Annotated in this window: 27 protein-coding genes; 16 read left to right on the plus strand and 11 right to left on the minus strand. The window is 36.0% G+C overall.

Going from position 1 to position 24,430, the window contains the following annotated elements; translation table 11 throughout:
• Positions 1 to 7: 7 nt before the first annotated feature.
• The 3 genes from ACTSKG_RS12945 to ACTSKG_RS12955 form a co-directional block, all read right to left on the minus strand.
• Positions 8 to 544: a superoxide dismutase family protein gene (locus ACTSKG_RS12945; protein WP_464755005.1), complete on the minus strand. Its 537-nt coding sequence runs from the start codon at positions 542 to 544 to the stop codon at positions 8 to 10.
• A gap of 100 nt (positions 545 to 644) precedes the next feature.
• A complete protein-coding gene (locus ACTSKG_RS12950) occupies positions 645 to 1,814 on the minus strand; it encodes an MFS transporter (RefSeq protein WP_464755006.1) in 1,170 nt (389 codons plus the stop codon).
• Between the two features lie 19 nt (positions 1,815 to 1,833).
• The gene (locus ACTSKG_RS12955; protein ID WP_464755007.1) at positions 1,834 to 2,229 is read right to left on the minus strand and encodes a MarR family winged helix-turn-helix transcriptional regulator; all 396 of its coding nucleotides are present in this window, start codon (positions 2,227 to 2,229) and stop codon (positions 1,834 to 1,836) included.
• A 157-nt stretch (positions 2,230 to 2,386) separates the two neighbouring features.
• On the opposite strand from ACTSKG_RS12955, the gene ACTSKG_RS12960 reads away from it, so the two are divergent.
• Positions 2,387 to 2,665: a hypothetical protein gene (locus tag ACTSKG_RS12960; RefSeq protein ID WP_464755008.1), complete on the plus strand. Its 279-nt coding sequence runs from the start codon at positions 2,387 to 2,389 to the stop codon at positions 2,663 to 2,665.
• 43 nt (positions 2,666 to 2,708) lie between these two features.
• Here ACTSKG_RS12960 and ACTSKG_RS12965 read toward each other — a convergent pair whose 3' ends face one another.
• Positions 2,709 to 3,326 (minus strand): hypothetical protein, encoded by a 618-nt coding sequence (locus ACTSKG_RS12965; protein WP_464755009.1) that lies wholly within the window; start codon positions 3,324 to 3,326, stop codon positions 2,709 to 2,711.
• 67 nt (positions 3,327 to 3,393) lie between these two features.
• Positions 3,394 to 4,569 (minus strand): alanyl-tRNA editing protein, encoded by a 1,176-nt coding sequence (locus tag ACTSKG_RS12970; protein WP_464755010.1) that lies wholly within the window; start codon positions 4,567 to 4,569, stop codon positions 3,394 to 3,396.
• 144 nt (positions 4,570 to 4,713) lie between these two features.
• On the opposite strand from ACTSKG_RS12970, the gene ACTSKG_RS12975 reads away from it, so the two are divergent.
• Both ACTSKG_RS12975 and ACTSKG_RS12980 read left to right on the plus strand, forming a co-directional pair.
• Positions 4,714 to 5,157, plus strand: a complete 444-nt coding sequence (locus tag ACTSKG_RS12975; protein ID WP_464755011.1) for an ASCH domain-containing protein — start codon at positions 4,714 to 4,716, stop codon at positions 5,155 to 5,157.
• Positions 5,158 to 5,169: 12 nt separating this feature from the next.
• Positions 5,170 to 5,823 (plus strand): glyoxalase, encoded by a 654-nt coding sequence (locus ACTSKG_RS12980; RefSeq protein WP_464755012.1) that lies wholly within the window; start codon positions 5,170 to 5,172, stop codon positions 5,821 to 5,823.
• A 400-nt stretch (positions 5,824 to 6,223) separates the two neighbouring features.
• Here the strand turns inward: ACTSKG_RS12980 and ACTSKG_RS12985 are convergent, their stop codons facing one another.
• The gene (locus ACTSKG_RS12985) at positions 6,224 to 7,051 is read right to left on the minus strand and encodes an STAS domain-containing protein (RefSeq protein ID WP_464755013.1); all 828 of its coding nucleotides are present in this window, start codon (positions 7,049 to 7,051) and stop codon (positions 6,224 to 6,226) included.
• 107 nt (positions 7,052 to 7,158) lie between these two features.
• Between ACTSKG_RS12985 and ACTSKG_RS12990 the strand changes: the two genes are divergently transcribed.
• The 4 genes from ACTSKG_RS12990 to ACTSKG_RS13005 all read left to right on the plus strand — a co-directional run bounded on the left by ACTSKG_RS12990 (position 7,159) and on the right by ACTSKG_RS13005 (position 11,374).
• Positions 7,159 to 7,710 carry a DUF4825 domain-containing protein gene (locus tag ACTSKG_RS12990; protein ID WP_464755014.1) on the plus strand — a complete coding sequence of 184 codons (552 nt, stop codon included), beginning with the start codon at positions 7,159 to 7,161 and terminating at the stop codon, positions 7,708 to 7,710.
• Positions 7,700 to 8,716, plus strand: coding sequence for a serine hydrolase domain-containing protein (locus ACTSKG_RS12995; protein WP_464755015.1), 1,017 nt, complete (start codon positions 7,700 to 7,702; stop codon positions 8,714 to 8,716). The genes ACTSKG_RS12990 and ACTSKG_RS12995 overlap by 11 nt, the downstream gene beginning before the upstream one ends.
• 573 nt (positions 8,717 to 9,289) lie before the next feature.
• The gene (locus ACTSKG_RS13000; RefSeq protein ID WP_464755016.1) at positions 9,290 to 9,583 is read left to right on the plus strand and encodes a DUF6509 family protein; all 294 of its coding nucleotides are present in this window, start codon (positions 9,290 to 9,292) and stop codon (positions 9,581 to 9,583) included.
• Between the two features lie 249 nt (positions 9,584 to 9,832).
• Entirely contained in the window at positions 9,833 to 11,374 is a 1,542-nt protein-coding gene (locus tag ACTSKG_RS13005) for a Mur ligase family protein (protein WP_464755017.1), read from the plus strand.
• Between the two features lie 361 nt (positions 11,375 to 11,735).
• On the opposite strand, the gene ACTSKG_RS13010 is transcribed toward ACTSKG_RS13005, so the two are convergent.
• The 4 genes from ACTSKG_RS13010 to rluF all read right to left on the minus strand — a co-directional run bounded on the left by ACTSKG_RS13010 (position 11,736) and on the right by rluF (position 13,892).
• Positions 11,736 to 12,110, minus strand: coding sequence for a YciI family protein (locus ACTSKG_RS13010; protein WP_464755018.1), 375 nt, complete (start codon positions 12,108 to 12,110; stop codon positions 11,736 to 11,738).
• A 210-nt stretch (positions 12,111 to 12,320) separates the two neighbouring features.
• Positions 12,321 to 12,647: an ArsR/SmtB family transcription factor gene (locus ACTSKG_RS13015; RefSeq protein ID WP_464755019.1), complete on the minus strand. Its 327-nt coding sequence runs from the start codon at positions 12,645 to 12,647 to the stop codon at positions 12,321 to 12,323.
• Positions 12,648 to 13,070, minus strand: a complete 423-nt coding sequence (locus tag ACTSKG_RS13020) for an SRPBCC family protein (protein ID WP_464755020.1) — start codon at positions 13,068 to 13,070, stop codon at positions 12,648 to 12,650.
• A gap of 114 nt (positions 13,071 to 13,184) precedes the next feature.
• Positions 13,185 to 13,892 (minus strand): 23S rRNA pseudouridine(2604) synthase RluF, encoded by a 708-nt coding sequence (gene rluF / locus ACTSKG_RS13025; RefSeq protein ID WP_464755021.1) that lies wholly within the window; start codon positions 13,890 to 13,892, stop codon positions 13,185 to 13,187.
• A 93-nt stretch (positions 13,893 to 13,985) separates the two neighbouring features.
• On the opposite strand from rluF, the gene ACTSKG_RS13030 reads away from it, so the two are divergent.
• From ACTSKG_RS13030 to ACTSKG_RS13045, 4 genes are all read left to right on the plus strand, one after another.
• Positions 13,986 to 14,951, plus strand: a complete 966-nt coding sequence (locus ACTSKG_RS13030) for a DUF4003 family protein (protein WP_464755022.1) — start codon at positions 13,986 to 13,988, stop codon at positions 14,949 to 14,951.
• Positions 14,952 to 15,076: 125 nt separating this feature from the next.
• Positions 15,077 to 15,553: an acyl-CoA thioesterase gene (locus ACTSKG_RS13035; protein ID WP_464755023.1), complete on the plus strand. Its 477-nt coding sequence runs from the start codon at positions 15,077 to 15,079 to the stop codon at positions 15,551 to 15,553.
• Positions 15,554 to 15,571: 18 nt separating this feature from the next.
• Positions 15,572 to 15,949 carry a hypothetical protein gene (locus tag ACTSKG_RS13040; protein WP_464755024.1) on the plus strand — a complete coding sequence of 126 codons (378 nt, stop codon included), beginning with the start codon at positions 15,572 to 15,574 and terminating at the stop codon, positions 15,947 to 15,949.
• Positions 15,950 to 16,043: 94 nt separating this feature from the next.
• Entirely contained in the window at positions 16,044 to 16,850 is an 807-nt protein-coding gene (locus tag ACTSKG_RS13045; protein ID WP_464755025.1) for a hypothetical protein, read from the plus strand.
• Between the two features lie 261 nt (positions 16,851 to 17,111).
• On the opposite strand, the gene corA is transcribed toward ACTSKG_RS13045, so the two are convergent.
• Entirely contained in the window at positions 17,112 to 18,074 is a 963-nt protein-coding gene (gene corA / locus ACTSKG_RS13050; protein ID WP_464755026.1) for a magnesium/cobalt transporter CorA, read from the minus strand.
• Between the two features lie 822 nt (positions 18,075 to 18,896).
• On the opposite strand from corA, the gene ACTSKG_RS13055 reads away from it, so the two are divergent.
• Genes ACTSKG_RS13055 through ACTSKG_RS13075 form a run of 5 tightly spaced genes read left to right on the plus strand, consistent with a single transcriptional unit; the run spans position 18,897 to position 24,372 of the window.
• Positions 18,897 to 19,721 (plus strand): M55 family metallopeptidase, encoded by an 825-nt coding sequence (locus tag ACTSKG_RS13055; RefSeq protein WP_464755027.1) that lies wholly within the window; start codon positions 18,897 to 18,899, stop codon positions 19,719 to 19,721.
• Positions 19,722 to 19,736: 15 nt separating this feature from the next.
• The gene (locus tag ACTSKG_RS13060) at positions 19,737 to 20,672 is read left to right on the plus strand and encodes an ABC transporter permease (RefSeq protein ID WP_464755028.1); all 936 of its coding nucleotides are present in this window, start codon (positions 19,737 to 19,739) and stop codon (positions 20,670 to 20,672) included.
• Positions 20,672 to 21,619 carry an ABC transporter permease gene (locus ACTSKG_RS13065; RefSeq protein WP_464755029.1) on the plus strand — a complete coding sequence of 316 codons (948 nt, stop codon included), beginning with the start codon at positions 20,672 to 20,674 and terminating at the stop codon, positions 21,617 to 21,619. The genes ACTSKG_RS13060 and ACTSKG_RS13065 overlap by 1 nt, the downstream gene beginning before the upstream one ends.
• A gap of 6 nt (positions 21,620 to 21,625) precedes the next feature.
• Positions 21,626 to 22,660, plus strand: coding sequence for an ABC transporter ATP-binding protein (locus ACTSKG_RS13070; protein ID WP_464755030.1), 1,035 nt, complete (start codon positions 21,626 to 21,628; stop codon positions 22,658 to 22,660).
• A 56-nt stretch (positions 22,661 to 22,716) separates the two neighbouring features.
• Complete coding sequence (locus ACTSKG_RS13075) at positions 22,717 to 24,372, plus strand: peptide ABC transporter substrate-binding protein (RefSeq protein ID WP_464755031.1); 1,656 nt, start codon at positions 22,717 to 22,719, stop codon at positions 24,370 to 24,372.
• The last annotated feature ends 58 nt before the right edge of the window (positions 24,373 to 24,430 follow it).

A 24,430-nucleotide genomic window follows, 5' to 3' on the forward strand; every position in this document is an offset into this window, starting at 1 on the left:
GTCCAGCTTACTTTTTAATTACCCCACAAACAATTCGTTTTCCTGAATTGCCAGCGGGATCTGTTTTATAATCATCTGCATTTTCATGGATAATAATAGCACTACCATCTTCGTCTAAAAGTGAATTACTTTTCCCTGCAGCTAAAACCACTGCTGGTGAAACTGTCTCTAACTCTACTTTACCATCTTCACCAACCTCTATGTTAGGCAAATCCCCTAAGTGATAGCCTTTCGGATTTTCAAAACCGTGCTCTTTATGAGTTGGGTTAAAATGTGCTCCTGCAGTAGTGAATTCTGGTTTTTCACATACAGCTGTTTCATGGAAGTGTATAGCTTTTACTCCTGGTTCTAATCCCTCTGCTTTTAAAAGGATATGTACCCCTTTAGCGTGTTCAGTAAGTGTTGCATGTCCGACTTCTTTTCCTTCAGTGTTTATTAATGAAACTTCCACTGGTTCATTTAAGTCGGCATCTGCGGATGAGAAATTACATCCTCCGAGTACGACCATTGTAGCTAGTAAAATAAACATGTATTGCTTTTTCATTTAATTACCTCCCAAATTTATGTCCATTCAAGTCTTTCCAAATACAGGAGTAATATACATACATGGACAATTAAATTGGAAAAGATAAACCGTTCAACATTTAAGTTAAACGGTCCATTTTCTTCTGTCTTGCTATAAATAATGCAACAGCAATGACGAGGAATATAGTGGAAAATAAATATAAGTTTTGATACCCGAGCTTACTGGCTATTAATCCAAGTACATAAGATCCTATTGCTAGCCCTGTATCGAACAATGTGAAGAAGGTAGCAGTAGCATAGCCACTTCTCTCATTCTTTGTCGATTGGATTGCAAGTGTTTGAAAGCTGGGTACAACAGCACCATATCCAAGTCCGATAAATGCACCTGCTAGTAAGAATAGGAATGGTGAGTTCATAAATGCAAGTAATACAAGTCCTAATATAAATGAAAACAGACCTGGAATAATAATGTATTTAGGACCCTTTTCATCAAAAATGCGACCTGTAAATGGTCTAGTTAAAAGCATAACAGCGGCGAATACAGCAAAGAAACTACTTGTTAAGTGCAATACACCTTTTTCTTGTGAATAAATAGACAAATAAGATAGGACGCTAGCATACGCAAAAGCTACCAAGCTAGCGTTTAGCGCAACCGGTAGAGCTTTCTTTTCAAAAAGATCATTCCAAGTTAATTTTGTTTTTGGGATCTGTTTAGCATGTCCTTTATCTGCAGGTATCATTAAAGCGGAGCTTGCACCGAGGATTAGTAATGCAGTTAGAGATAGGAATAAAACGTCATAAGAGAAAACCTGTATTAAAGTTAACGCAATAAATGGACCTACAACAACTGCTAAATTTGTGGACATAGTAAAATATCCTAGTCCAGCGCCACGACGTGATATTGGAATATTATCTGCTGCCAATGATCCGCTTGCGGTCGTTGCAATGCTAAAGAAAATACCTTGTACAAATCGTAATACTAATAACGCATTAAAAGGTTCTATAAAATAATAAAGCCCTGTACATATTAAATACAAGAATAGTGTAGTCCATAGCATTTTGCGTTTTCCTGCAAGATCTAGAAGTTTTCCGGAGAAAGGTCGAACAATTATAGCGGATATTAAAAAGATCGTCATTAATAGACCTGCATCTTCATCCGAACGAGATAAGGCGTCCTTAGCGTAAAGGGGAAGTGCAGATACTAAACCGTAAAAAATAATAAAAATAGAAAAGTTTGTTGCAAATAAACTAATAAATGCTTTAGTCCATATTGGATCTTTTTTATTCAAAACGATTAAGCCTCCTTGTTTATTTAATTTTTTGTAATAAATCAATCAAAAGAGTCTCCTCTTCACTTGTCAGATTAGATGCGATTCTATCTTCAAATTCAAGAATAGAAACCATAATATTTGGGAAGTCTTGTAAAGCTTTTTCTGATAACTGTACGATTTTCTCTCGACGATCTTTACCAGGATGAATATCTATCCATCCAAGCTCTACTAAGCGATAAACTGTACGAGTAATCGTGGGAGCTTCGACATTTAAGTATTTCCAAATCTGTGTTAAAGACATTTGTTTATGTTGTTGAATACAGTACAATACTGTCCATTGCGAAGCGTATAAATCATGTTTTTTTAAATATTGATTTATTTCATTTGTTAAAAATCGTGTCTTTTGAAAAAGTTCATGGAAAAGTGGGTTCATAGTATGAGTAACTCCCTATAATAAAATAATTTACCTAGCTAAATTATTTTACATCTCTTTATGATATTTGTAAAGCTATCTAATACTTCAGTATGAGTCTCAGATTCTTACACAAACTAACAAACAGAAGATAATTTTTTTAAAAGGAGTAGAAGTAATGACAGAGTTTCCTATTATCCATACGAATGTATGGGACTCACTTTGGGCTGTGCCAGTTGTTCTCATAATCACAGAAATTATGAAGATATTATTACCCATACGACCACAATATGTATCCACAATTGCTACAATAATTGGACTGCTTATTTCTATATTTATAAGCCATCGCCATAACTTACCGGCAGGTATATTTATGGGGTTTTTTTATAGCGGAGCAGCAATTGGTTCATACTCTTCGTTAAAGACATCTATACGTGCTTATAGAAATCGTCCATAAAAAAATGCGTACTAATTAAACAAGTACGCAGTCCGAAGTTTTATTAGTAGCATTGAAAAGAAGATATCCTATCTAAATCTGTTCCATAATATGTCCACATATGGCCATTCCATCTGAATCCAGAAATTGAGTTTCTACCAACAAAAGTTGGGTAAAGCCAAAAAGCACTGCCATTAGTCAGCCATACATAAGTATTGTGGTGTAAACATCCACGAATAGAACCCGGATCTACTGCAAAAGTTCCAACATTTTGTTTTTGTGGGACAAAAGAAGGAGGGGGACTAGTAGGTGCTTCCCCTTGTGGTTCAGGCGGATCAAGCGGTGGGAAACTAGGTAGAGATGAGTGCTCTGATTCCTGTGGCCACTGTTGTTGGCCAGGAATTTGTCCGGGATTTTGCCCAGGATATTGGCTAGGATACTGCCCGGGATTTAGCCCAGGATATTGGCTAGGATACTGTCCGGGATTTTGCCCAGGATATTGGCTAGGATATTGCCCCGGGAATTGCCCAGGATATTGGCTAGGATACTGTCCGGGAAATTCCCCAGGATTTTGACTTGGATACTGACTTGGGAATTGTCCTGGATACTGCCCGTATATTGGCATCATATTTCCAGGTGGATATCCTTGTTGCCCTTGAAAATATGGAGATTGGTTGTTCATAAAACAATCCTCCTTTCACTATATATTCAACCTAGTATATGTAAGGAGGATTATTATGGAACGGTTGTTACAAGGCAAGATACTGTAGTACACTTTCTAATAATTGTTCACTTGATATCAAACTTTCTCCGCCACCTTGTGCAATCGAGGCGTTTCCACCACCTTTTCCTTGGATAAGTGGGAGGATGTGTTCTACTAGTTCTTTCATGTTTTGGTCCACAGAACTTCCTCTAGCAGCAACAATTTGTTTCCGACCTTCATTTTCTGATACTAAAATACAAACTGACTCCATTGATTGAGTAGTAATCAGCTTTGCAAGTTTTTGAAGTTCTTGAATGGACCGATTTTCAAAGGTAGATGAAATGATTTTTCCTTCCGCATCTCTAATAAGATCCTTTGCTTCGTATTGTAAAATTTGCCCACTTAAGTTTGTTATGTGTTTTTCTTGCATCTTGTCTTTATTCAATAAAACATGTACAGCATCCTCAAGTTTTTCTTCTGGGGAACTTAAACTACTTATTAAATTTGTTATAATAGTATGTTTACGTTGTAAGTGAGTAATGACTCTTTCTCCGCAAATGAATTCTACTCGAATATTTCGTTTTTGTTTCTCCATCTGTAATATTTTGAAAAGCCCAACTTGGCCTGTAGTTTTTGGATGAGTTCCGCCACATGCGTTGTAATCGAAGTCTGGTATTATGACAAGTCGTATATCCTCTTTCACTTTAGTAGGTTTGCGAAGGTTGTATTGAGTAAGCTCTTCTTCTGTGACCCACTTTGTCTCTATTGGACGATTTTCTAAAATAATCTTATTTGCAAGTGCTTCTACTTCTGTTAACTGTTGCTCTGAAATCTCACTTATATCTAAATCAATCGTAGAGCTATCTTTTCCTAAGTGAAAACTAACCGTTTTAAAGCCTAACGAATTATCAAAGGCAGCTGACAATATATGTTGTCCTGCATGTTGTTGCATATGGTCAAACCGTCTTTTCCAATCAATTGCACCTTCTACATACTTAGTATTTGGAGCTAGACTTGTTGCTAAGTAATGTCTAATCTCCCCGTCTATTATTTCTACATTCGTGACTTCAATGCCATTTAATATTCCGCTATCATGCGGTTGCCCTCCACCAGTTGGATAAAACGCAGTTTCTGAAAGCACTACATAATTCTGCTCTTGCTTAGTTATACTTGCGGAGAATGTCTGAATGTATGGATCTTTGTAATAAAGTTTCGTTGTCATGTGAAATCACTCCTTTAATAAAATATATCACCATAAAAAGAAGACCGCATTCATTTTTAAGTGTTTCTCTTTTTGTAATTAGTAATTCATGCGATTCTTTTCTATACTGTAAATAAACATTACTCAAGAATTGAGGTGTCAGAAATGAATACCCAGGCACAGAATTATTGGGATGCATTTTGGAATAGGAAAGAAAAACCGAAGTCCGTTAGTGCATGGCAATTTGGAGGAAACCCAGATGAATTGGCTAAATTGGTTATGGACGGAGTGAAAACTGCGACATGTTCTGGTCATATCTTTTATGAAATAGAGAGAGAACCTCTTCCAAAAGTAGATGACTATAGTATTGTGTTAAATACCAGCGACGAACCTGTATGTATTATAAGAACTACAGAAGTAACAATTTGTCCTTTGAACAAAGTATCAGAAGCATTTGCATATGATGAAGGAGAAGGAGATCGTTCGTACGATTACTGGAAAAGTGTGCATGTACAGTTTTTTAGGAAGGCATTAATAGAAGTAGATTTAGAGTTTTCAGAGGATATGCTGCTCGTGTGCGAACGATTTGAATTAATTAACGTAAAATAATGGGGTGAGAATGTGTTCAAGTCAGTAATCATGTATACGAATAAGTTAAAGCATCTAAAGGGGTTTTATGGTAATGTACTAGGACTACATATTTTAGAAACAAGCAGTGCGCATTTTACTATATCTATAGGCACGTCAACGCTTACTTTTCGGGAGTCAGAACAACCCACTTTGTATCATTTTGCTATTAATATACCAGGAAATCAATTCACTCTTGCGAAACATTGGGCCTTAGATAGAGTGACATTAAACAGAGAAGATGCGGTAGATGAAATTTATTATTCACGTTTTGAAGCAGATGCTTTCTACTTTGAAGATCCCGTGGGAAATGTGATTGAGTTCATTGCTAGACGTAATGTGGATAAATGGAGTGGTTTCAGTGTGGAGTCCCTGTTAAGTTTAAGTGAGGTAAGCATTACAACTCCTTTTGTAGAAGAGGTAGGGGAACAACTCCAAAGTATTGGTATTCCTATCTTAGGACATGTAGACATTGAACCAAGTCAACTTAACTTCTTAGGAAGCAAAGATACGTATATTTTATTAGTCCCTCCCAACAGAAGATGGTATTTTTCGAAAAGAATGAGTGAAACTTCTCCTCTAGAAATAGAACTCGTTGACGGACCCCGAATTATTGTTTCAAATGAAGGGAAAACTGAAATAAGATAAGAAAAGCGCAAATTTTTAGTGCCTCTGCCTTAAGATAACTGAAAGAATCAGTTGGTGCATGATTAGAGTAGGTAGATACACTAGAAAAATAGATAGTATCCATAGATAACGAAGGCTTAAGCGGACGAAATTGTATCTTCGTCCGCTTTTAACCAAGTAGGAAAGTATTCCTTCTCTAATTACCTAAACCAAACGCATCATGTCCTCACAAATTCCAAGAGGACGAAGGACAAACATCCGCCACAAGATTACCTAAAAAATGGATTCTGAAGTGACGCAGTCACTTCAGAATCCATTACTCTAACGGTAATAGTGTAGCTAATGTTTCGTCCAAAGCACTCTGGAAACAATAAGGACAAGGTGCAATTAAAGTGCACGTGCGCTTTTCTTATTTCCCCTATCATTTTGTATGAACTTCTAATGCACGTGATAAGGAAGAGTATGTTTGTATATTCATGAAGTCTATTCCAAGCGAGATAGCAATCTGGGCTAATTCTGGGCGAATTCCTGAAAAAATTGGTTCTACTCCTATTAACTTTAATGCAGCTAATAATTGGTATAACTGCTGTGCAACGATTTTATCGAGGATCGGAACCGCAGATAAATCGATGAAAATTGTAGTTAGTTTTTTGTTAGTACATTGTTCTAAAGTTGATTCTAATATTAATTTTGCGCGTTGGAAGTCAATATCGCCAACGAGTGGCAAAACACCGATACCTTCTTTTACAGGGATTACGGGGCTACTAAGCTCCGTGATTAGTGCTTGCTGACTCATAAGAATTTGTTGTGTATGACCGTGATGGTACTTAGCAAAGCTTTCAATAATGTAGTCAAAAGCTGAATTCATATTATCTGACAACAAACTTACATCTTTAGTAGTGATTTTATTATCATATTGTTCCATAAAAATTTGAACGAATTTCCACATTGTTTTACGTACTCTACGAAATGAACGAATACTTTCATAAAGAGGGAAAGCTTCCACAGCTCTCTTTTTAGCCACAATCTCAGCGCGATTTTCAATATAATTCCGATATTCTTCTCTATCTTGAACGTATATAGAGGCAATTGCTTCTATTAATGTACCGTTTTCATTTCTTAAATACATCTCTGAGGTCGAAGAAATATATTCAGGGTCTTCCGAAATCTGTTTAGAGAGCCATTCGTCTGTTATTTTTGATTTATTTTCAATAATAAAATCATATAGATCTTTATTAAGTTGACTCATAGTCTCTAACCCCTCCACATTATCTTATATTAAACCTATTGTAGTGTATTAAAAGTTATTATTCTAGTATGATTATCGATAAAATGAAACAAGTTGGAGGGGAATAAATGCAAAAAAACATTTGGTTAGTAGTGGTAGTAGTCTTATTGTTACTGATGGGTATATTTTATGTATTAAATAATAATCAAAAGAAATTAGTTGAAGATAAAACTAGTCAGTTAAATATTGCTACACATAAATTTGAAAAGTTATTAGCATATGAAAATACCTTCTTGGGAAATGCGTCAAATACGAATAATCTATTTAATAATCTTCCACTATCAAATGATAAAACGGGTATCGTAATAGATTCTGATAAACTAACGTTAATTGTAAACTATGATATTCCTAGCAATTCAGAGGAAGAAAAAGCGGTAATCTATAATACCACTGCTGCTTTTGTGTTAATAAAAAACCTGGAAGAAATAGATATGCGCTTCTCTAGTCGTTCATATTTAGTTAAAAGAGATAATGTGGTAAAAAGGTTTGGACATGACTATACAAAATTAATAAACCCCGAAACGTTTAAGGATTTGGTACAAAAACCATTACTGCAAAATAATAGCGATGATTGGTTAGAACAGTATACAAACGAGGGAGATGAAAAAAGTGATAAGTAGTCTAATGACAAGGTTAGAACAAATTGGGAAAGAAATAAACTTTTCCGGATCTATCTTAGTTGAAAATAGTGAGTCTATGCTTGCGAGTTCTAGCTATGGTCTTGCAAACCGAGCAGACATTATAGGGAATGCTAATGGTACACGATACGGTATAGCTTCCGGATGTAAAATTTTTACTGCAGTTGCTATTTGTCAGCTTGTAGAAGAAGGAAAGTTAACTTTTGATACTAAACTAACCGATTGTTTGGGTGTGAACTTTCCTAACTTTCCTGAAAATATTACAATTCATCATTTATTAACTCATACATCAGGGATCCCTGATTATTTTGATGAAGAAGTAATGGATGATTTTGAGGAGTTATGGATTGCGAGACCGATGTATCAAATGCGAAACCTAGAGGACTTCTTACCGCTGTTCCAATTTGAAAAGATGAAAGCTAATCCAGGTGAACGTTTTCACTATAATAATGCAGGTTATATTTTATTAGGTTTAATTGTTGAAAAAGTAAGTAACCAGGTATTTACTGATTATGTGCAACATCATATTTTTGATAAAGCAAGAATGCTGGATTCAGGTTATTTTGCTTTGGATTCGCTTCCAGGAAAAGTAGCGACTGGTTACATAGATTACGAAGACGGTTCTTGGAAAACGAATATTTACTCGTTACCTGTTCAAGGAGGATCGGATGGCGGAGCTTTCGTGACGACCAAGGATATGTTGAAATTTTGGGAAGCCCTTTTTAATAATATTCTATTAAGTGAGCCATTGACTCAGCAACTGCTTACACCATATGTTCATGAAGAGAATGATGATTTCTATGGATATGGAGTATGGATTCAGAAAAAAGGGGAAATTACTTTTAAATACCATGTGATGGGTTATGATCCAGGTGTTTCTTTTCATTCCGCCTATTATCCGAACTTAGGTATAACACTCGCTATATGTTCAAATGTTTCAAAAGGTGCCTATAGAATGATGAATGAAATAGAAGATGAATTAATGTGATTTGGGCTAGAGCACTGAAAAACTATCATTTATTTAAGATAGATGGTTTTTTGGCAAAAAATAGAACACTCACTCCATTTTTTAATTACTAGAAAATCGTTGAAAAAGGCGACACTCCTGCGGCAATAGCCTTAGCCGAAGACCCCGCAGCGAAGCGAGGAGGCTGAGGTAACGCCCGCGGAAAGGGAGCCGTTTCAACGATTATCTTACTAATTGGACAACCCCATCTTGCAATGCCGAATTATGGGGACTTTTTCAGTACCGTCATATTGGGCAGGGCTTCTCAGGATTGTTTCCGTTCTTTCTTTTGTTTTCTTAAAAGTTTAAATGCAAGATAAAGCATTGTAATTCCGAGAATAAAGGATATTACAGAATAGAGAATAGTATTTAATCCCTTTCCGAATACTAATAATAACAGGTAAAGTGGGACGACTATGTAAATTAATTTTTCAGCACTAAGTTTCATTTTTATCTCCCCTTATGTGTTTTATTATATTCATTATAACAACAAATTAGATAAAGGATTATTTTCTGTTAAGAAAGTGATAAAATGAGTAAATGGAGGTGGAATTTTTGAAAATAACATCCTATGAGGTTGAAAAAATAAAAGATCCAACAGGCATTATAGCAGGAGACCGTTATGAGTTTTTACTAGGTATTGAAGTGCCAGAAGATGATGAGATATTTGGTGATGGTGAATCTTTAGATTTACGAGTTATTTTAGCTGTTGAAGATGCTGTTGAACGAATTGTACAGTACCATATTTTATACAGAAGCAATGGGAAAGTATTAGATTTTGGATTAGAGGAAGAAGAAGAAACAGAAGTACTTTCATTTTGTAAGGAACATTATAACGAAGCAATATAGTAAAACGGAGAAGGGGGAAGCCTTCTCCTTTTTTGACCTTTTATTACTCCCCTTTCAGTTTTCTTCTTGTAGTAATTGGGGTAAACTATAATGAAACAACCTATCTTTATACAAAGGTGTTAAACCTCCTGTTGAGTAAAGAAACTCAGGATATAATCGCCGCGTACTATCGCAACGCCTGAGTTACCAACTTAGTGTTGGTTCAAAACCTATAAGGCGAATTTAATCATGTGAAAAGGTGGCCATTTTATGGAACTAACAAAGTTAATGGAGCATGTTGATGTTAAAGAAGTCATTCATGCAAAACGAATAGATATAATAGGACTTGCCTATAACTCGAGAAAAGTTGAAAAAGGACAAGTGTTTGTTTGCGTAAGAGGGTTTAAATCGGATGGACATCAGTTTGCTGGACAAGCAGTAGAAAACGGAGCAACCGCACTTGTAGTTGAGGAATTCATAGAAGGTTTAGATGTACCTCAATACAAAGTAGAAAGCGGAAGAAATGCTTTAGCTACACTTGCAGATGCATTTTATGATCATCCAACTCAAAAGTTAAAAACCATTGGTATTACAGCTACAAATGGAAAAACGTCCACATCTTTTATGACAAATGCTATTTTAGAAAATCATGGTCTTAAAACGGGACTAATGGGTACGGTTGTAGTGAAAATCGGAGATTATGCTGAGCCATCAGAATTGACGACACCAGAATCATTAGACTTGCAACGGTTTTACGCACAAATGGTTGAGGCAGGTGTTACTCATGCAACGATGGAAGTGTCCTCCTCTGCACTAGAGTTAAATCGCGTAGGTTGTGTGGATTTTGATATTGTAACATTAAATAATATTAGCCGTGAGCATATCGATTTACATTCTTCATTTGAAAATTATTTTAAACATAAGTCTAGCTTGATTCGAAATGCGGGAGCAGACAAAGTGGCAATATTAAATTTGGACGACGAATATTCTGCTTCTCTTGTAAATAAAACAAAAGCAAAAGTAATCACTATTGGAGTAGAAGAACAATCTGCAGATGTCATTTGTAGAAACTTGGATTTATCGACGGGTCGCGCAAAATTCACAGTAGATATTACGCAGGATCTAGTTACACAAGATCTTGTAATTCCAAAGCAACAATTCCAAATTCAACTTTCTACACCTGGTTTCCACTCAGTTTATAACTCCATGGTTAGTATTGTAATTGGGCTACTATGTGAAGTACCTATAGAAACTATTCAAAAAAGCTTGTTTGAATTTGTTGGAGTTGAGCGTAGGTTTGAAATAATATTCGAGGACGACTTTAAAATTATTGACGACCACTTTGCTAATAGTGGAAATATTGATATTACGCTCGGCACATTAGAAAAAATGGATTTCAATCGTGTCTCTCTTGTATATGCAATTCGCGGAGATAGAGGAGTCACAGTAAATAAAGAAAATGCAGAAGCAATTGCAAGATGGGCTCCTAGACTGGGAATCCATGAAATCATAGCAACTCTTAGCCGTTCTCATGTCACGCAAAAGGACGTAGTGTCAGATGAGGAATTAGCTGTTTTTAAAGAAGTGATGGATATAGCGGGAATAAATGTTCATTTATATGAAGAATTACCAGAGGCAATAGGACATAGCCTTCAAGAAGTAACAGAAGGAGACTTACTATTACTTGCTGGTTGCCAAGGAATGGACTTTGGTGCAAAAATTGCTTTAGAACAATTAGAAACAATCCGACCAGATATGGATAAAAAGAAATTATTTCAACCACTTGAAAAGCGAGTAGCTGGTAATTCATAAATAGAAAAACACCGACTGCAAAATGTAACGGGTTGGTTGGTGGGAAGAAAAATGCCAATAACAAAGTAAATTTCATACTAACCAGCTTATATTTCAACAACAAATTGGCAATATAAATGGCAAGTAAAAACGCTCAGAAATTGAGCGTTTTTTTGATGTATACAATTGAAGTAGACTGTAGTGGGTGAAACAAGAGCCGCCAAACAGTTCTTGCTCAAAAATCTTGCATTAAAATAGTTATTTAATGTGGGGTTGATTAATACGTACGCCGATTCTTCCATCAGTTTTGTGAGATTCAAAACTTTTACTGTAAAATCGGTGGTAATAATTATTTTTAACCATTCAGGATTTAGCCATTTCCCTAATCCTCGGTCAACTCCGGCACCTCAAATACTTGGCGCAATTCAATCTGACCTTCCCCATGTCCTTGTGGGTCCGGCATCCGCATGGCCCACTCGATGGCCTCTTCCCTCGACTTCACATCAATCAGAATGAACCCGGCAATCAATTCTTTCGAATCCGTAAAGGGGCCATTCGAAACCTCGGGCTTTTCCCCTGGTTTCGGATACGAAATGCGAATTCCATTTGAACTTGGATGAAGTCCCTTAGCAGCAACCCGGACCCCTGCCTTAACTAATTCCTCATTGAACTTCGTCATGGCCTCAATGAGCTCAGAGCTTGGGAGCTTTCCAGCTTCCGAATTCTTAGAAGCTTTAACAATCATCATAAACAGCATAAAAATTTCCTCCTTTTTTTAGAGTAAAATCCCCCAATAATCTCTTAATAATACAGCGAACCAGTATCTTCAAAATCGACACATTGATATAAAATGTTATTGTTACTTAAAATTTTGTTCTTCTCAAATAGTGTAGCTACTGCTTAGTCCACAGTTCTCGGGAAACAGTGAGGACAAAATGTACTCTTAAAGGGCATGCTTGTGCTTTTCCTATTCTTTATCGTTTTCAACTATATACTTAAGAATTGACAATTTGTTACTCCAAAACTGTTCATAATAGGAAAGCCATTCACTTAACTCTTTTAAAGATTCAGGCTTAAGTTGATATATTTTTTCCCTACCAACTTTACGTCCTTCCACCAATTCTGCTTCTGAAAGAACATGAAGATGTTTTGCAATCGCAGTACGACTAATAGAGAAGTGAGAAGTAATTTCAGAAATAGGTAATTCTTTTTCAGAAAGAAGCTTTAGAACTTCTCTGCGCGTTGGATCAGCGATAGCCTGAAAAACATCATATTTCTGTGCGGCAGAAGACACTTATCCTTCAACAACCTTTCTTAAACGATCCTGAACAAGAGCTTTCCAACCAAAAGCCATTTTTTCCCGGATAATAGAACTTTTTTCATTTGCTTTTGTAATAATGTCATTCGGTTGTTTCCATCCACCGTGTATAAGCGTAAACTCGGTTTTATCACCAATTTCTTTCAAAATAAATGAAACATTCCATCCGTCTATATCCCATATAAAAGAAAGCCTATTAGGAGGATTTACTTCTGTGACCTTGCAAGGGGATGGACCAAAAGGTGATTGAATATGAAATTCATGGCCGACTTTTAATTGAAAGTCATTTGGCATAAACCAGCTAGCAATCGCTTCTGAGGTTGAAACATTTTCCCACACTTTTTGAATTGGCGCATTTAACACAACTGTTTGTATGATATCTTGAAGTTTCGTTTCCATTGTTATTCCTACTTTCATAATTAAAAATAAAACCAAATGGTTTCGTATAATTTATAATACGAAACCATTTGGTTTTATGTCAAGTGATATTACTACATTTCGTCTCAAAAGGTTCTATTTTCGTTTTGGCGAATAATTAAGTGTAGTGAACAACTCTTTTTTCTCTAATTCGGTTAATTCTCTCCATTGTCCTATAGCGAGACCTTCCAGTGAAATATTCATAATTCGAATTCGTTGAAGTCTTTTCACAGTGAATCCAAGTGCGGAACACATTCTTCTTATTTGTCTGTTCAACCCTTGTGTTAAAGTAATATTAAAGGTGTATGGACCTAATTTTTCCACTTTGCAAGGTAGGGTTTTCGTCCCTAAAATATTTACGCCGGAGGACATTTTCTCAAGAAAAGAATCTGTTATTTTTTCATTAACCGTAACAACATATTCTTTTTCATGTTTGTTTTCAGCTCTTAGTATTTCATTTACGATATCCCCGTCATTCGTAAGTAAAATGAGACCATCTGAGTCTTTATCCAATCGGCCGATGTGGAAAATTCGAAGCGGATGATTTACGAAATCGACAATATTTCCTTTTACATGGCGTTCTGTTGTACTAGTAATACCAACTGGTTTATTTAGCACAAGATAAACTAATGGTTGTTCAACCACAATCGGATTACCATCTACCTTGACGTCATCACCTGCCTCAACTTTGCTGCCTAGCTCAGCGATTTTACCGTTAATGGTCACTCTTCCTTCTGCGATCCATTTATCAGCACCGCGTCTAGAAATAATTCCAGATTCACTTAGAAATTTGTTAATGCGCATAATAGACACCTACTTTTCTTATTACAATAATTATAACAAAAACTGAAACTATTTTAGTGTTTACAGCGTAAAAAAGAAAAGGAGTGATAGCCGATGTTAATCAATCAAAAAATAGAAGAGACATTTATAGCGTTAAAAAAAGTAGTAGGATGGGGTGTTGATAAACGAGTTACTTTATCACTTGCGGGTTATTACGTAACTTTAGGTAAAGAGTTTAATGAAAGCAGATTTAAGGAAATAGATGCTTATATAAAAAAGAAAGCAAATATATTTTCTCCACTACGCTCACATTTACAACCACTTTTTGTTGCTACAATCGACGCTGGAGGATTAGAACCGATTCAAGCGGTAGATCTATTATTAGAGAAAGTAGAAGTCTTAAAAAAGTCTTCCTTTAAGGTGAATAGCTATACCTATTTAGCGGCATTACTAATGTCAGATGATAAAGAGGTTTGGTCAAATGAGGTAAATCGAGCAAAACAGTTAATGGAGGCTATGAAAAAACATCATCGTTTTTTAACATCAACGGATGATTATCCATATGCCATGTTTTTAGGAAAACTGGATGGTGACACTTCTGTTCGTGCTGAATCGATGAATCAATACTATCAAGAACTTCGAAATCATAAGTTTTATTCGGGAAATGAATTACAATGGATGTCGCAGGTGTTAACGTATACAAGTCAAAACTACGAAGAAGATTTGTTATCACGAGCATTGATTATTCGAGATGGATTAAAAAGTGTCAAGATAAAGACTTCTGCAACCCAATATCCAATGATTGGATTTATGGCTGTATTAAAAATGAATGAAGAGCAATTAAATGCAATAGTAGCAACTTATCAGTCCCTGGTAAGTATGAAATTATTTTCTTGGTACAAAGACAGTGCACTACCTATTTCACTTGGATGGGAAATGAGATCCTCAAAAGATGCGTATACAACAGCAGCTATTTCAATGGCGACATCTCTCGAAATGCTTCTCCAAGCGCAACAAGCGATGATGATTTCGACTATTGCGGCAACTACTGTAGCGACTTCATCTTCCAACTCTAACTAACCTTCATGTTATACTATAAAGGATGCTATGATTCGCGGAAACCGTGAAAAAAAATGGTCAAGCATAAATTACTCATACCTGAAAAAACATGAGTAATTAATTTAACAAAATTAGAGGAGTAATACATGATGAAGACAAACCCCATGAGACAATCTAGAACAATACAAACGCACCTAATACTTCCACCTGATACAAACCATCATCAAACGATTTTTGGTGGAAAAGTACTTGCTTATATAGATGAAATAGCTGCCATTTCGTCTATGAAACATGCGCAAGGTGAGGTAGTAACAGCATCTATTGATTCAGTTGATTTTCTTTCTTCTGCAAAAGTTGGAGATGTTCTTGAGTTAGAGGCAGTTGTTTCATCCACTGGTCGTTCATCTATGGAGGTCTATGTTCGTGTAACATCGACGAACCTAATAACAGGAGAAGAAAAACTAACGACAGAGTCGTATGTAACAATGGTTGCAATAGATAAAAATAGTAAGCCAGTTCCTATACCAGGCATTCATCCAGAAACCGATGATGAAAAAAGATTATTTGAAACAGGTCCAGCTAGACGTGCCCATCGTAAACAAAGATTAGAGATGAAACACTAAAATATAGGACGTGATGTTGTGCTGAAGCAAATCGATGAATTCTATATGCATATAATGATTATGTTACTTGTTATATATTTAGTAAACTTTGCGTATTTTGGTGAAGTGACGATTACGTTCACGGTCATAGCTCTTGCAATTATTCTTGAAATAATTAAACATCGAGTTCATATGAAGCAACTTTCCTACGCACAGCTATCCATTATAGGAGTAATTTTAGTGGCCGGTATTGCTGGCATTGTATATTTGTTTGTGTTGTTTCGCATATTTTTAGACCCTTTAAGTCTATCTTCTAACTTAGAGCATGTATTATTACTCGCTTTTGTGCTTATTTGTTTTTACGCACTCATTCGCTTTATAAAAAACCTTTTTGGTCGTCTTATTGAAAATAAATAATACCTTTGAGTAGTTATTGAATAATAGCTCCTCAAAGGTATTTTTTTGGAACTATTATCCTTTACATTCGTATGCATAAGAAGGAGTGGTGAATATGAAGCATATATACGAACGAACGGCAAAATACGCGAAATTAGCTGCATTTTTTATACTAGTTCTATACATAGCGATACAATTTATTTTTAAAGATGTTATATGGAAGGACTTTGAAACACATTTTACTGTTGGATTTATGGTTTTTATATTTTATAGTATTTCTTTTGTCTTTCAAAATGCAGCAGAAAAATTGCCTTCTGAGCATGGACTTCAAAGTGATTATTTTTCAGTAGAATTCCCTGTAAAAGAACTTAATTTTCAACGAGATGTGTCTTTAATTCCTCAATCATATTTAGTTTCATGTATAGGAGAACGTTTATATAAAATTGAACCTTCAAAAGAACAATCGATTAGTAGGTTTTTAACCGCATTTGCAATATTCAAGAGTGGATTGTTTTTTCCTATTACATACAATTTAAAAACGATGGATGAAAATTTAGTTTGTCAGTTTACTATAAAAAATAAAATAAAATTCATACAGTTAAAAGTTTATGATCATGCTAAAAAGCAGATTTCCACTATTGTCTTGCCGCCAATTTCGGTTAAAAATAGAGCTGTTATTTTCAACGCGAATAATGAAAAAATCCTTCAAATGGAAGCGAAAAGTATGTATGGCGATATCGATGTGGATGATTTCAATGGGAAGCGCTTAGCAACTTATCGTTTCGGAATATTCCCTTACGCTACACATCCTGCATTTGAAGTTCAAGCGATGAACGTACATGTAAAGCTTGCACAAGACTTAACGCATACAGAAAAGCTTACTTTTACAGCATTGTTTTACTATTGGACTGGAAATCAATAAATTATTGATTTAACTAATTTTAAGATTTAGCACTTTAAAGCGCACTAAAAGAAGCTGATATGCTCAGCTTCTTTTTAATTTCCATCTTTATTGTTCATATTCATATTACTAAGTTTTCTATTGAGTTAGTTAATTCATCGATAATGATCTGCGATTTGTTCTTAAATTTCGGTTGGCTCTATTTCGGATTCTAAGAGGAACTAAAATACTTATATGTTCCTCTTATTTCTATCAAGATCACCTTTTTTTATGTTCTAACAATTAGTTTTTAAACAAATTAAACCAGCCCTTATATTTAAACCAAGCAAGCATTGCAATCGCAATAACTACCATCAATGCCATTACACTAAAATATCCATATTTCCACTCTAGCTCAGGCATATTTACAAAGTTCATTCCGTACACTCCTACGATAAATGTTAGAGGGATGAACACGGTTGAAACAATTGTTAAAATCATCATAATTCTATTCATATGGCTGGAATTAATGGACATATGACTATCGCGTATATCTGCAGTGAGCTCGCGATTTGTTTCAACCATATCTGCAAGCTTAAGCAAATGATCGTAAATATCTCCAAAATAAGCTCTCTCGGATGATTGTAAATTAATTCGCTCAGAGTTCATAATTCGGTAGAGCAGATCCCGCATCGGAACAATAGTTCGACGAAGTCTCAGTAGATCACTGCGAAGGTCAAACACTTGATTCATAGATAAATGACGCATATCTATAGATAGTCTGTCTTCTACTTCATTTAAATAGTCTTCGATTTTATAAACAATTGGAAAATAAGCATCCACCACTTTGTCTACAATATGATACATTGCATGCATGGATCCGCGTTCCCAACCTTTTGGATTTCGTTTTATACGTTCTCGAGCTTGATCTAGTTCGTGCATGATAGGGAAGTGGAAGGTAACGACAAAATCTTTTCCAACAAATAAATTCAATTCCTCTGCATCAAGTGTTACTTCATTAAATGTATGTATGACAAAAAATACATGGCCATCGTAATGATCCGCTTTTGGACGTTGGAGTCTTAATAAACAATCCTCAATTGCTAAAGGATGGAACTGAAAAAAGGAACTTAGAAGATTTTTCTCTTCTTCTGTAGGTTCCCCTATATCTACCCAGTACCATTCAAATGTTTTATGCTTTATATCCTCAAGAGGAAAATCACTAATTAGCTCGTGGTTCGTCGTTATCCCAAGTGTTCGAATCATATTATAACCTCGTTTCAACCCTAAATATCTTTCGCCATTATCTCATATTTTTCCGTTTCCTACAAAATTCACCCACTTGAAACAACTTCATAAATGTGGGTTCAATTTGTTCGTAAACAACGTCGTCCTAGTGTATTCTTTTTTATTTACAATGAATTGAGGTGTTTGTCTAGTTTGTGAGTATACGTTTTGCATCTACTAGTATAAGTGAAAGGAGGTGAATTTATCGTGAACCCATACTCTTGTAATTCATGTCAGTCACCTATACAATCACCATTGCTACAACCTGCTCCACCGATAGTATGTCCACCGCAATATCGCTGTCATGATTCATTTCTGCCGAGAATGCAGCCTGTTATACACCCGATTGTAAATGTGAATAGAGAGCATATTGTCAATGTTCCACAGCATTTTTATACAGAAACGAACCGAAATGTAGTTATTCCCCCACCACAACAAGCTTTTCCTGTGCCACCAATCGCACCGTATCCGCCACAGTTCTTCCCAGGCCAACCACGATTCTAATGGAGTATATCTGCGAGAAGTCACCTAATCGCAAGGTAACACAGTTATAATCGGAGGGACTAAAAAGAAATAAGTAATAACTGATATAGAAGCATAGAGCATCCGAAATTGTATTTTCGGATGCTTTTAAAAGAGGGGCACACATAGGCACTACCTCTTTTCTTATCTTATAGAAGAAAAACCCTCATAATCTAAAACTTTTATATTATTGTAATTTTCTATTTATTTTGATAAAGTGATAGTTATTCCAACTTAGGAAAGTTTTATAAAAATAGATGAGGATATGGAGGTTTTGGGATGAAACTTTTTATTTCGATAGATATGGAAGGGATTACTGGTTTACCGGATCATACTTTTGTGGACTCAAGTAAGCATAATTATGAACGTGCTCGCCGTATAATGACTCAAGAGGCAAATGCAATTGTAGAAGGTGCTCTATCAAAGGGAATAAAAGAAGTACTAGTAAATGACAGTCATTCTAAAATGAATAATATTTTAGTAGAAGAATTACATCCCGAAGCGTCTTTAATAACAGGTGACGTGAAACCGTTTTCAATGGTACAGGCATTAGACGAATCATACATAGGCGCAGTATTTGCTGGTTATCATTCGAGAGCAGGACAACCTGGAGTAATGAGTCACTCGATGATATTTGGAGTTAGAAATATGTATATAAACGATGTAGAAGTTGGTGAACTGGGATTAAATGCATATGTAGCGGGCCACTTTGGTGTACCAGTTATCATGGTTGCAGGTGATGATGGAGCGTGTAAAGAGGCAAAGGCACTGATTCCTGGAGTTGTCACTGCAGTAGTGAAAGAATCTATCTCTAGATCTGCGGTTAAGACATTGCATCCGCAAAAAGCACAAGCATTATTGAGAGAGAAGGTTGCCGAAGCGATTAGTGAAAGAAATCAAATCAAACCGCTCACTCCTCCTAAAACACCAATATTACGTATTGAATTTGTTAATTATGGCCAAGCGGAATGGGCAGCACTTATGCCTGGTTGTGAAATTATAGAAGGAACGACAATAGTTAAGTTCGAAGCAAAAGATATATTAGAAGCATACCGTGCCATGCTCGTAATGGTAGAGCTAGCAATGCAAACGAAATTTTGTTAAGAAGGAGGTTTGCTTATGACGAAATATATTATTAAACGTTTTATTATGATGATCGCGACCATTCTTATCATTTCCACTGTAACTTTCGTATTAATGCACTCTATTCCAGGTTCTCCATTTGATGGAGAACGTACTTCTAACCCTACTATTCAAGCAAATTTAGAAAAGTTTTATAAACTAGATGAACCTATGCATATTCAATACTTGTATTATTTAAAATCTATTGTGACCTTTGACTTTGGTCCTTCGATTAAAAAGCCAAATGACTCTGTAAATGAGTTACTTGCAAGGGGATTTCCGATATCTTTCGAGTTGGGAATGGTCACGATACTAGTGGCTTTATTGTCTGGGATAATTCTTGGGACCCTTGCAGCACTCCGGCACAACGGAATAATTGATTATTTAGCCATGACATTTGCGGTAATTGGGATATCTGTACCAAACTTTGTGCTAGCAACCTTACTAATTCAACAACTGGCAGTAAAATTAGAATGGCTTCCAGCCGCTACTTGGAGTAGCCCATTACATATGATATTACCAACACTCGCTCTTGCTACTGGACCAACTGCCATAATTGCACGATTGACGAGATCCAGTATGCTCGAAGTGCTAACACAAGATTATATTAAAATGGCTCGTGCAAAAGGACTTTCGCCGGTGAGAATCGTCGTTCGACATGCCTTAAGAAATGCACTAATGCCTGTTGTCACGATTTTGGGGACAATGCTTGCTGGTATTTTGACGGGAACTTTTGTTATAGAACGAATTTTTGCTATTCCTGGAATGGGTAAATACTTTGTAGAAAGCATTAATAACCGAGATTATCCTGTAATAATGGGCTCTACTGTTTTCTACAGTGCGTTTCTAGTATTTATGCTGTTCCTTGTTGATATTGTATATGGTCTTTTAGATCCGCGGATAAAACTACATCGTAAAGAGGGGGATGCATAATGACAAACAAACAAGTTGTGGTATCCCCACAAAGTATAAAAGATGAATGGTTTATACCAAAACAGAAGGAACAAGGAAAAGCTGAATCTGTTGTGCGTCCTTCTTTATCTTACTGGAAAGATGCATGGCGCAGACTGTGCAAAAACAAACTTGCAATGGGTGGACTAATATTTCTAATTTTGCTTGCACTCTTTGCAATATTTGGTCCCATTTTTTCTTCTTATTCTGTGACAGCTACTGATTATCCAAATCAAAACAAAGCACCTTCCGCAGCTCATTGGTTCGGCACCGATGAGGCTGGTAGAGATGTATTTATTAGAACATGGTATGGTGCTCGTATCTCATTATTTGTTGGATTAATGGCAGCACTTATCGACTTTTTTATAGGAATAATATATGGCGGAATCAGTGGATATAAAGGTGGAAAAGTAGACGCCACCATGATGAGAATTATTGAAGTATTATATGGTTTGCCACACTTGTTGGTCGTTATTTTATTGATGGTTGTAATGGGACCAAGCCTAACTACAATTATAGTGGCACTTACCGTTACTGGCTGGGTAGGTATGGCAAGGATTGTTAGAGGACAAGTGCTACAATTAAAAAATTATGAATTTGTGACTGCTTCCAAATCATTTGGAGCAAAAACATCTAGGATTATACGTAAAAATCTACTTCCCAATACGATGGGACCCATTATCGTACAAATGACTCTTACCGTTCCAAGTGCTATATTTGCGGAAGCATTTTTAAGTTTCCTAGGTTTGGGTATTGCAGCTCCTTTTGCGAGTTGGGGTGTTATGGCGAATGATGCATTGCCAGTAATCTTATCTGGTCATTGGTGGCGTTTGTTTTTCCCGGCTTTATTCATATCTTTAACAATGTTTGCTTTTAATGTACTAGGAGATGGTTTACAAGACGCTCTAGATCCAAAGCTTAGGAGGTGAAAATTGGTGAATGACCATAAGAAGAAAAATAGGAAAATCATATCCAATGAAAAAATATTGCAAGTAAATAATTTGCAAGTTTCTTTCCGAACATATGGTGGCGAAGTAGAGGCAGTCAGAGGTGTTGATTTTGACTTATATAAGGGAGAGACACTTGCAATTGTTGGTGAATCTGGTTGTGGTAAAAGTGTCACATCCAATGCAATTATGGGCCTAATTCCACAACCGGCAGGAATTATTAAAAATGGAAGCATTTTATTTAAAGGAAAAGATCTAACTAAACTGTCTAAAGCGCAGTTAAGGAAAATTCAAGGGGTCGATATTTCGATGATTTTCCAAGATCCAATGACTGCTTTAAATCCAACGCTTTCAATAGGAGAACAACTAACGGAGGGTCTCCTAACCCATCAAAAAATAGGAAAACAAGAAGCGAAGAAGAAAGCAATTGATATGTTAAATCTTGTAGGGATTCCGAATCCGGAGGAACGTTTAAAACAATTTCCTCACCAATTTTCAGGTGGAATGCGTCAAAGGATTGTCATTGCAATTGCACTTATTTGCGATCCCAAACTACTCATAGCAGATGAACCAACAACTGCATTGGATGTTACAATTCAAGCACAAATTTTAGAATTGTTTGAAGAAATTCAACGAAAAACGGAAATATCAATCATATTAATTACGCATGATCTGGGGGTAGTTGCAAAAATTGCGGATCGAATTGCCGTAATGTATGCGGGGAAAATTGTTGAAATTGGCGACAAAAGAGAAATTTTTTATAATCCTGAGCACCCCTATACAAAAGGATTATTAAACTCTGTTCCACGACTAGATTTAATGGAAGAAGAATTGAAACCAATTGAAGGAACTCCACCAGATTTATTTTCACCTCCGAAAGGGTGTCCATTTACCGCCCGTTGTGACTATGCAATGGAAGTGTGTGATCATGTTTATCCAATTACAACTCAGTTAACAGAAGCACATATGGTTGACTGTTGGCTACAGGACAGTCGTGCAAAGGTTTTACAAGTACAAAAATAAGACCGGATGAGCGCGCGAGAGTGCATTCACATATACAATACAAAGGGGGAACTAGGATGAAGAAGTGGTTATCATTATTTGTAGTTGCATTTTTTATTCTTGTGTTGAGTGCTTGTACAGCAAACAAAGATGCAGGGCAATCGACGAGCACAGAGAAAGAAAGTGGCAAAGAGGAAACAGGAACAACAACAGAAACATTGCCTACAGAAAAAGTACTTCATTTGAATAATGGAAATGAACCAACATCGTTCGATCCATCTGTAGGATTCGATGCAGTTTCTTGGAATGCATTAAATAATATTATGGAAGGTTTGGTCAGACTTTCAAAAGATCATTTAGCAGAGCCAGCTACTGCGGAAAAAGTAGATATATCAGATGACGGTTTAACGTATACTTTTACTATTCGTGAAAATGCTAAATGGTCCAATGGAGACCCCGTATTAGCTAGCGACTTCGTATTCGGTTGGTTGCATATGTTAGATCCCGAAACTGCATCTCCTGCGGCTTTCCTTGGATATTTCATTGAAGGAGCAGAAGCATACAATAATGGTGAGGGAAATACAGATGCGGTAGCCATTAAAGCGTTAGAGGATAGAGTATTTGAAGTAAAACTAAACACACCAACAGAAGCATTTTTGAATATTATTACAAATCCAAGCTTCTTCCCGGTAAATGAAAAAGTAGCTACAGATAATCCTACTTGGTTTGCTGATGCAGCCACTTTCGTAGGAAACGGTCCATTTAAATTAGTGGATTGGAAACATGATGCAAGTTTTACTTTTGAGAAAAACGAAAACTATTGGGATGCATCGACTGTAAAACTCGATAAAGTAGAATGGGCAATGATTAATGATTCGAATACAGAATATCAGATGTATCAAACAGGAGAACTAGACACATCTGGAGTACCATCTGAACTGGCGGAAACTTTAATGGATAATCCTGAATTAAAAAATGAAGACCAGGCAGGTTTATATTTCTATCGTTTCAATGTTTCGATGGAGCCATTTACAAACAAAAAAATACGTCAAGCATTTGCTTACGCAGTGAACCAACAGGAAATTGTAGACTATGTAACGAAAGTTGGACAAAAAGCCGCGGATGGTTTTGTTCCTTATGGATTCATTGGACCAGATGGTAAGGAATTCAGAGAATCAGCAGGAAAACTAATTGGGTTTGATGCAGAAAAAGCAAAAACTCTATTAGCTGAAGGTATGGCAGAAGAAGGATATAAAAAGTTACCTGAAGTCACATTAACTTATTCTACAAGTGATTCTCATAAGAAAATTGCAGAAGCGCTTCAAAGTAAATTTAAAGAAGTATTAGGTGTTGATGTATCGTTACAAAATGTTGAGGCGAGTGTTTTTGCTGCTGAACAAAAAGAATTTAAATACCAATTGTCACGTTCTTCTTTCTTGTTTGACTATGCAGATCCAGCGAACGCACTAGAAAGTTTTATAACAGGTTCTTCTATGAACCGGACAACATGGTCGAATGCTGAATATGACAAATTGATTAAAGATATTAAGAACGAGACAGATGCAACAAAGCGTTGGGAAATGTTAATAAAAGCTGACAAATTATTGCTAGATGAAATGCCTATATTCCCACTCTATTATTACAACCAAGTAACGCTTGAAAAGCCATCAGTATCAGGTATTTTAAGACATCCAGTAGGTTATATGGACTTAAAATGGGCTGATATAAAATAAGAAAGTAGCGGCACCTAAAAAGTGCCGCCCCTTTTGTTAAAAAGGAGATAACATAAAG

It is taken from the genome of Psychrobacillus syltrankelensis (genome assembly GCF_055454035.1).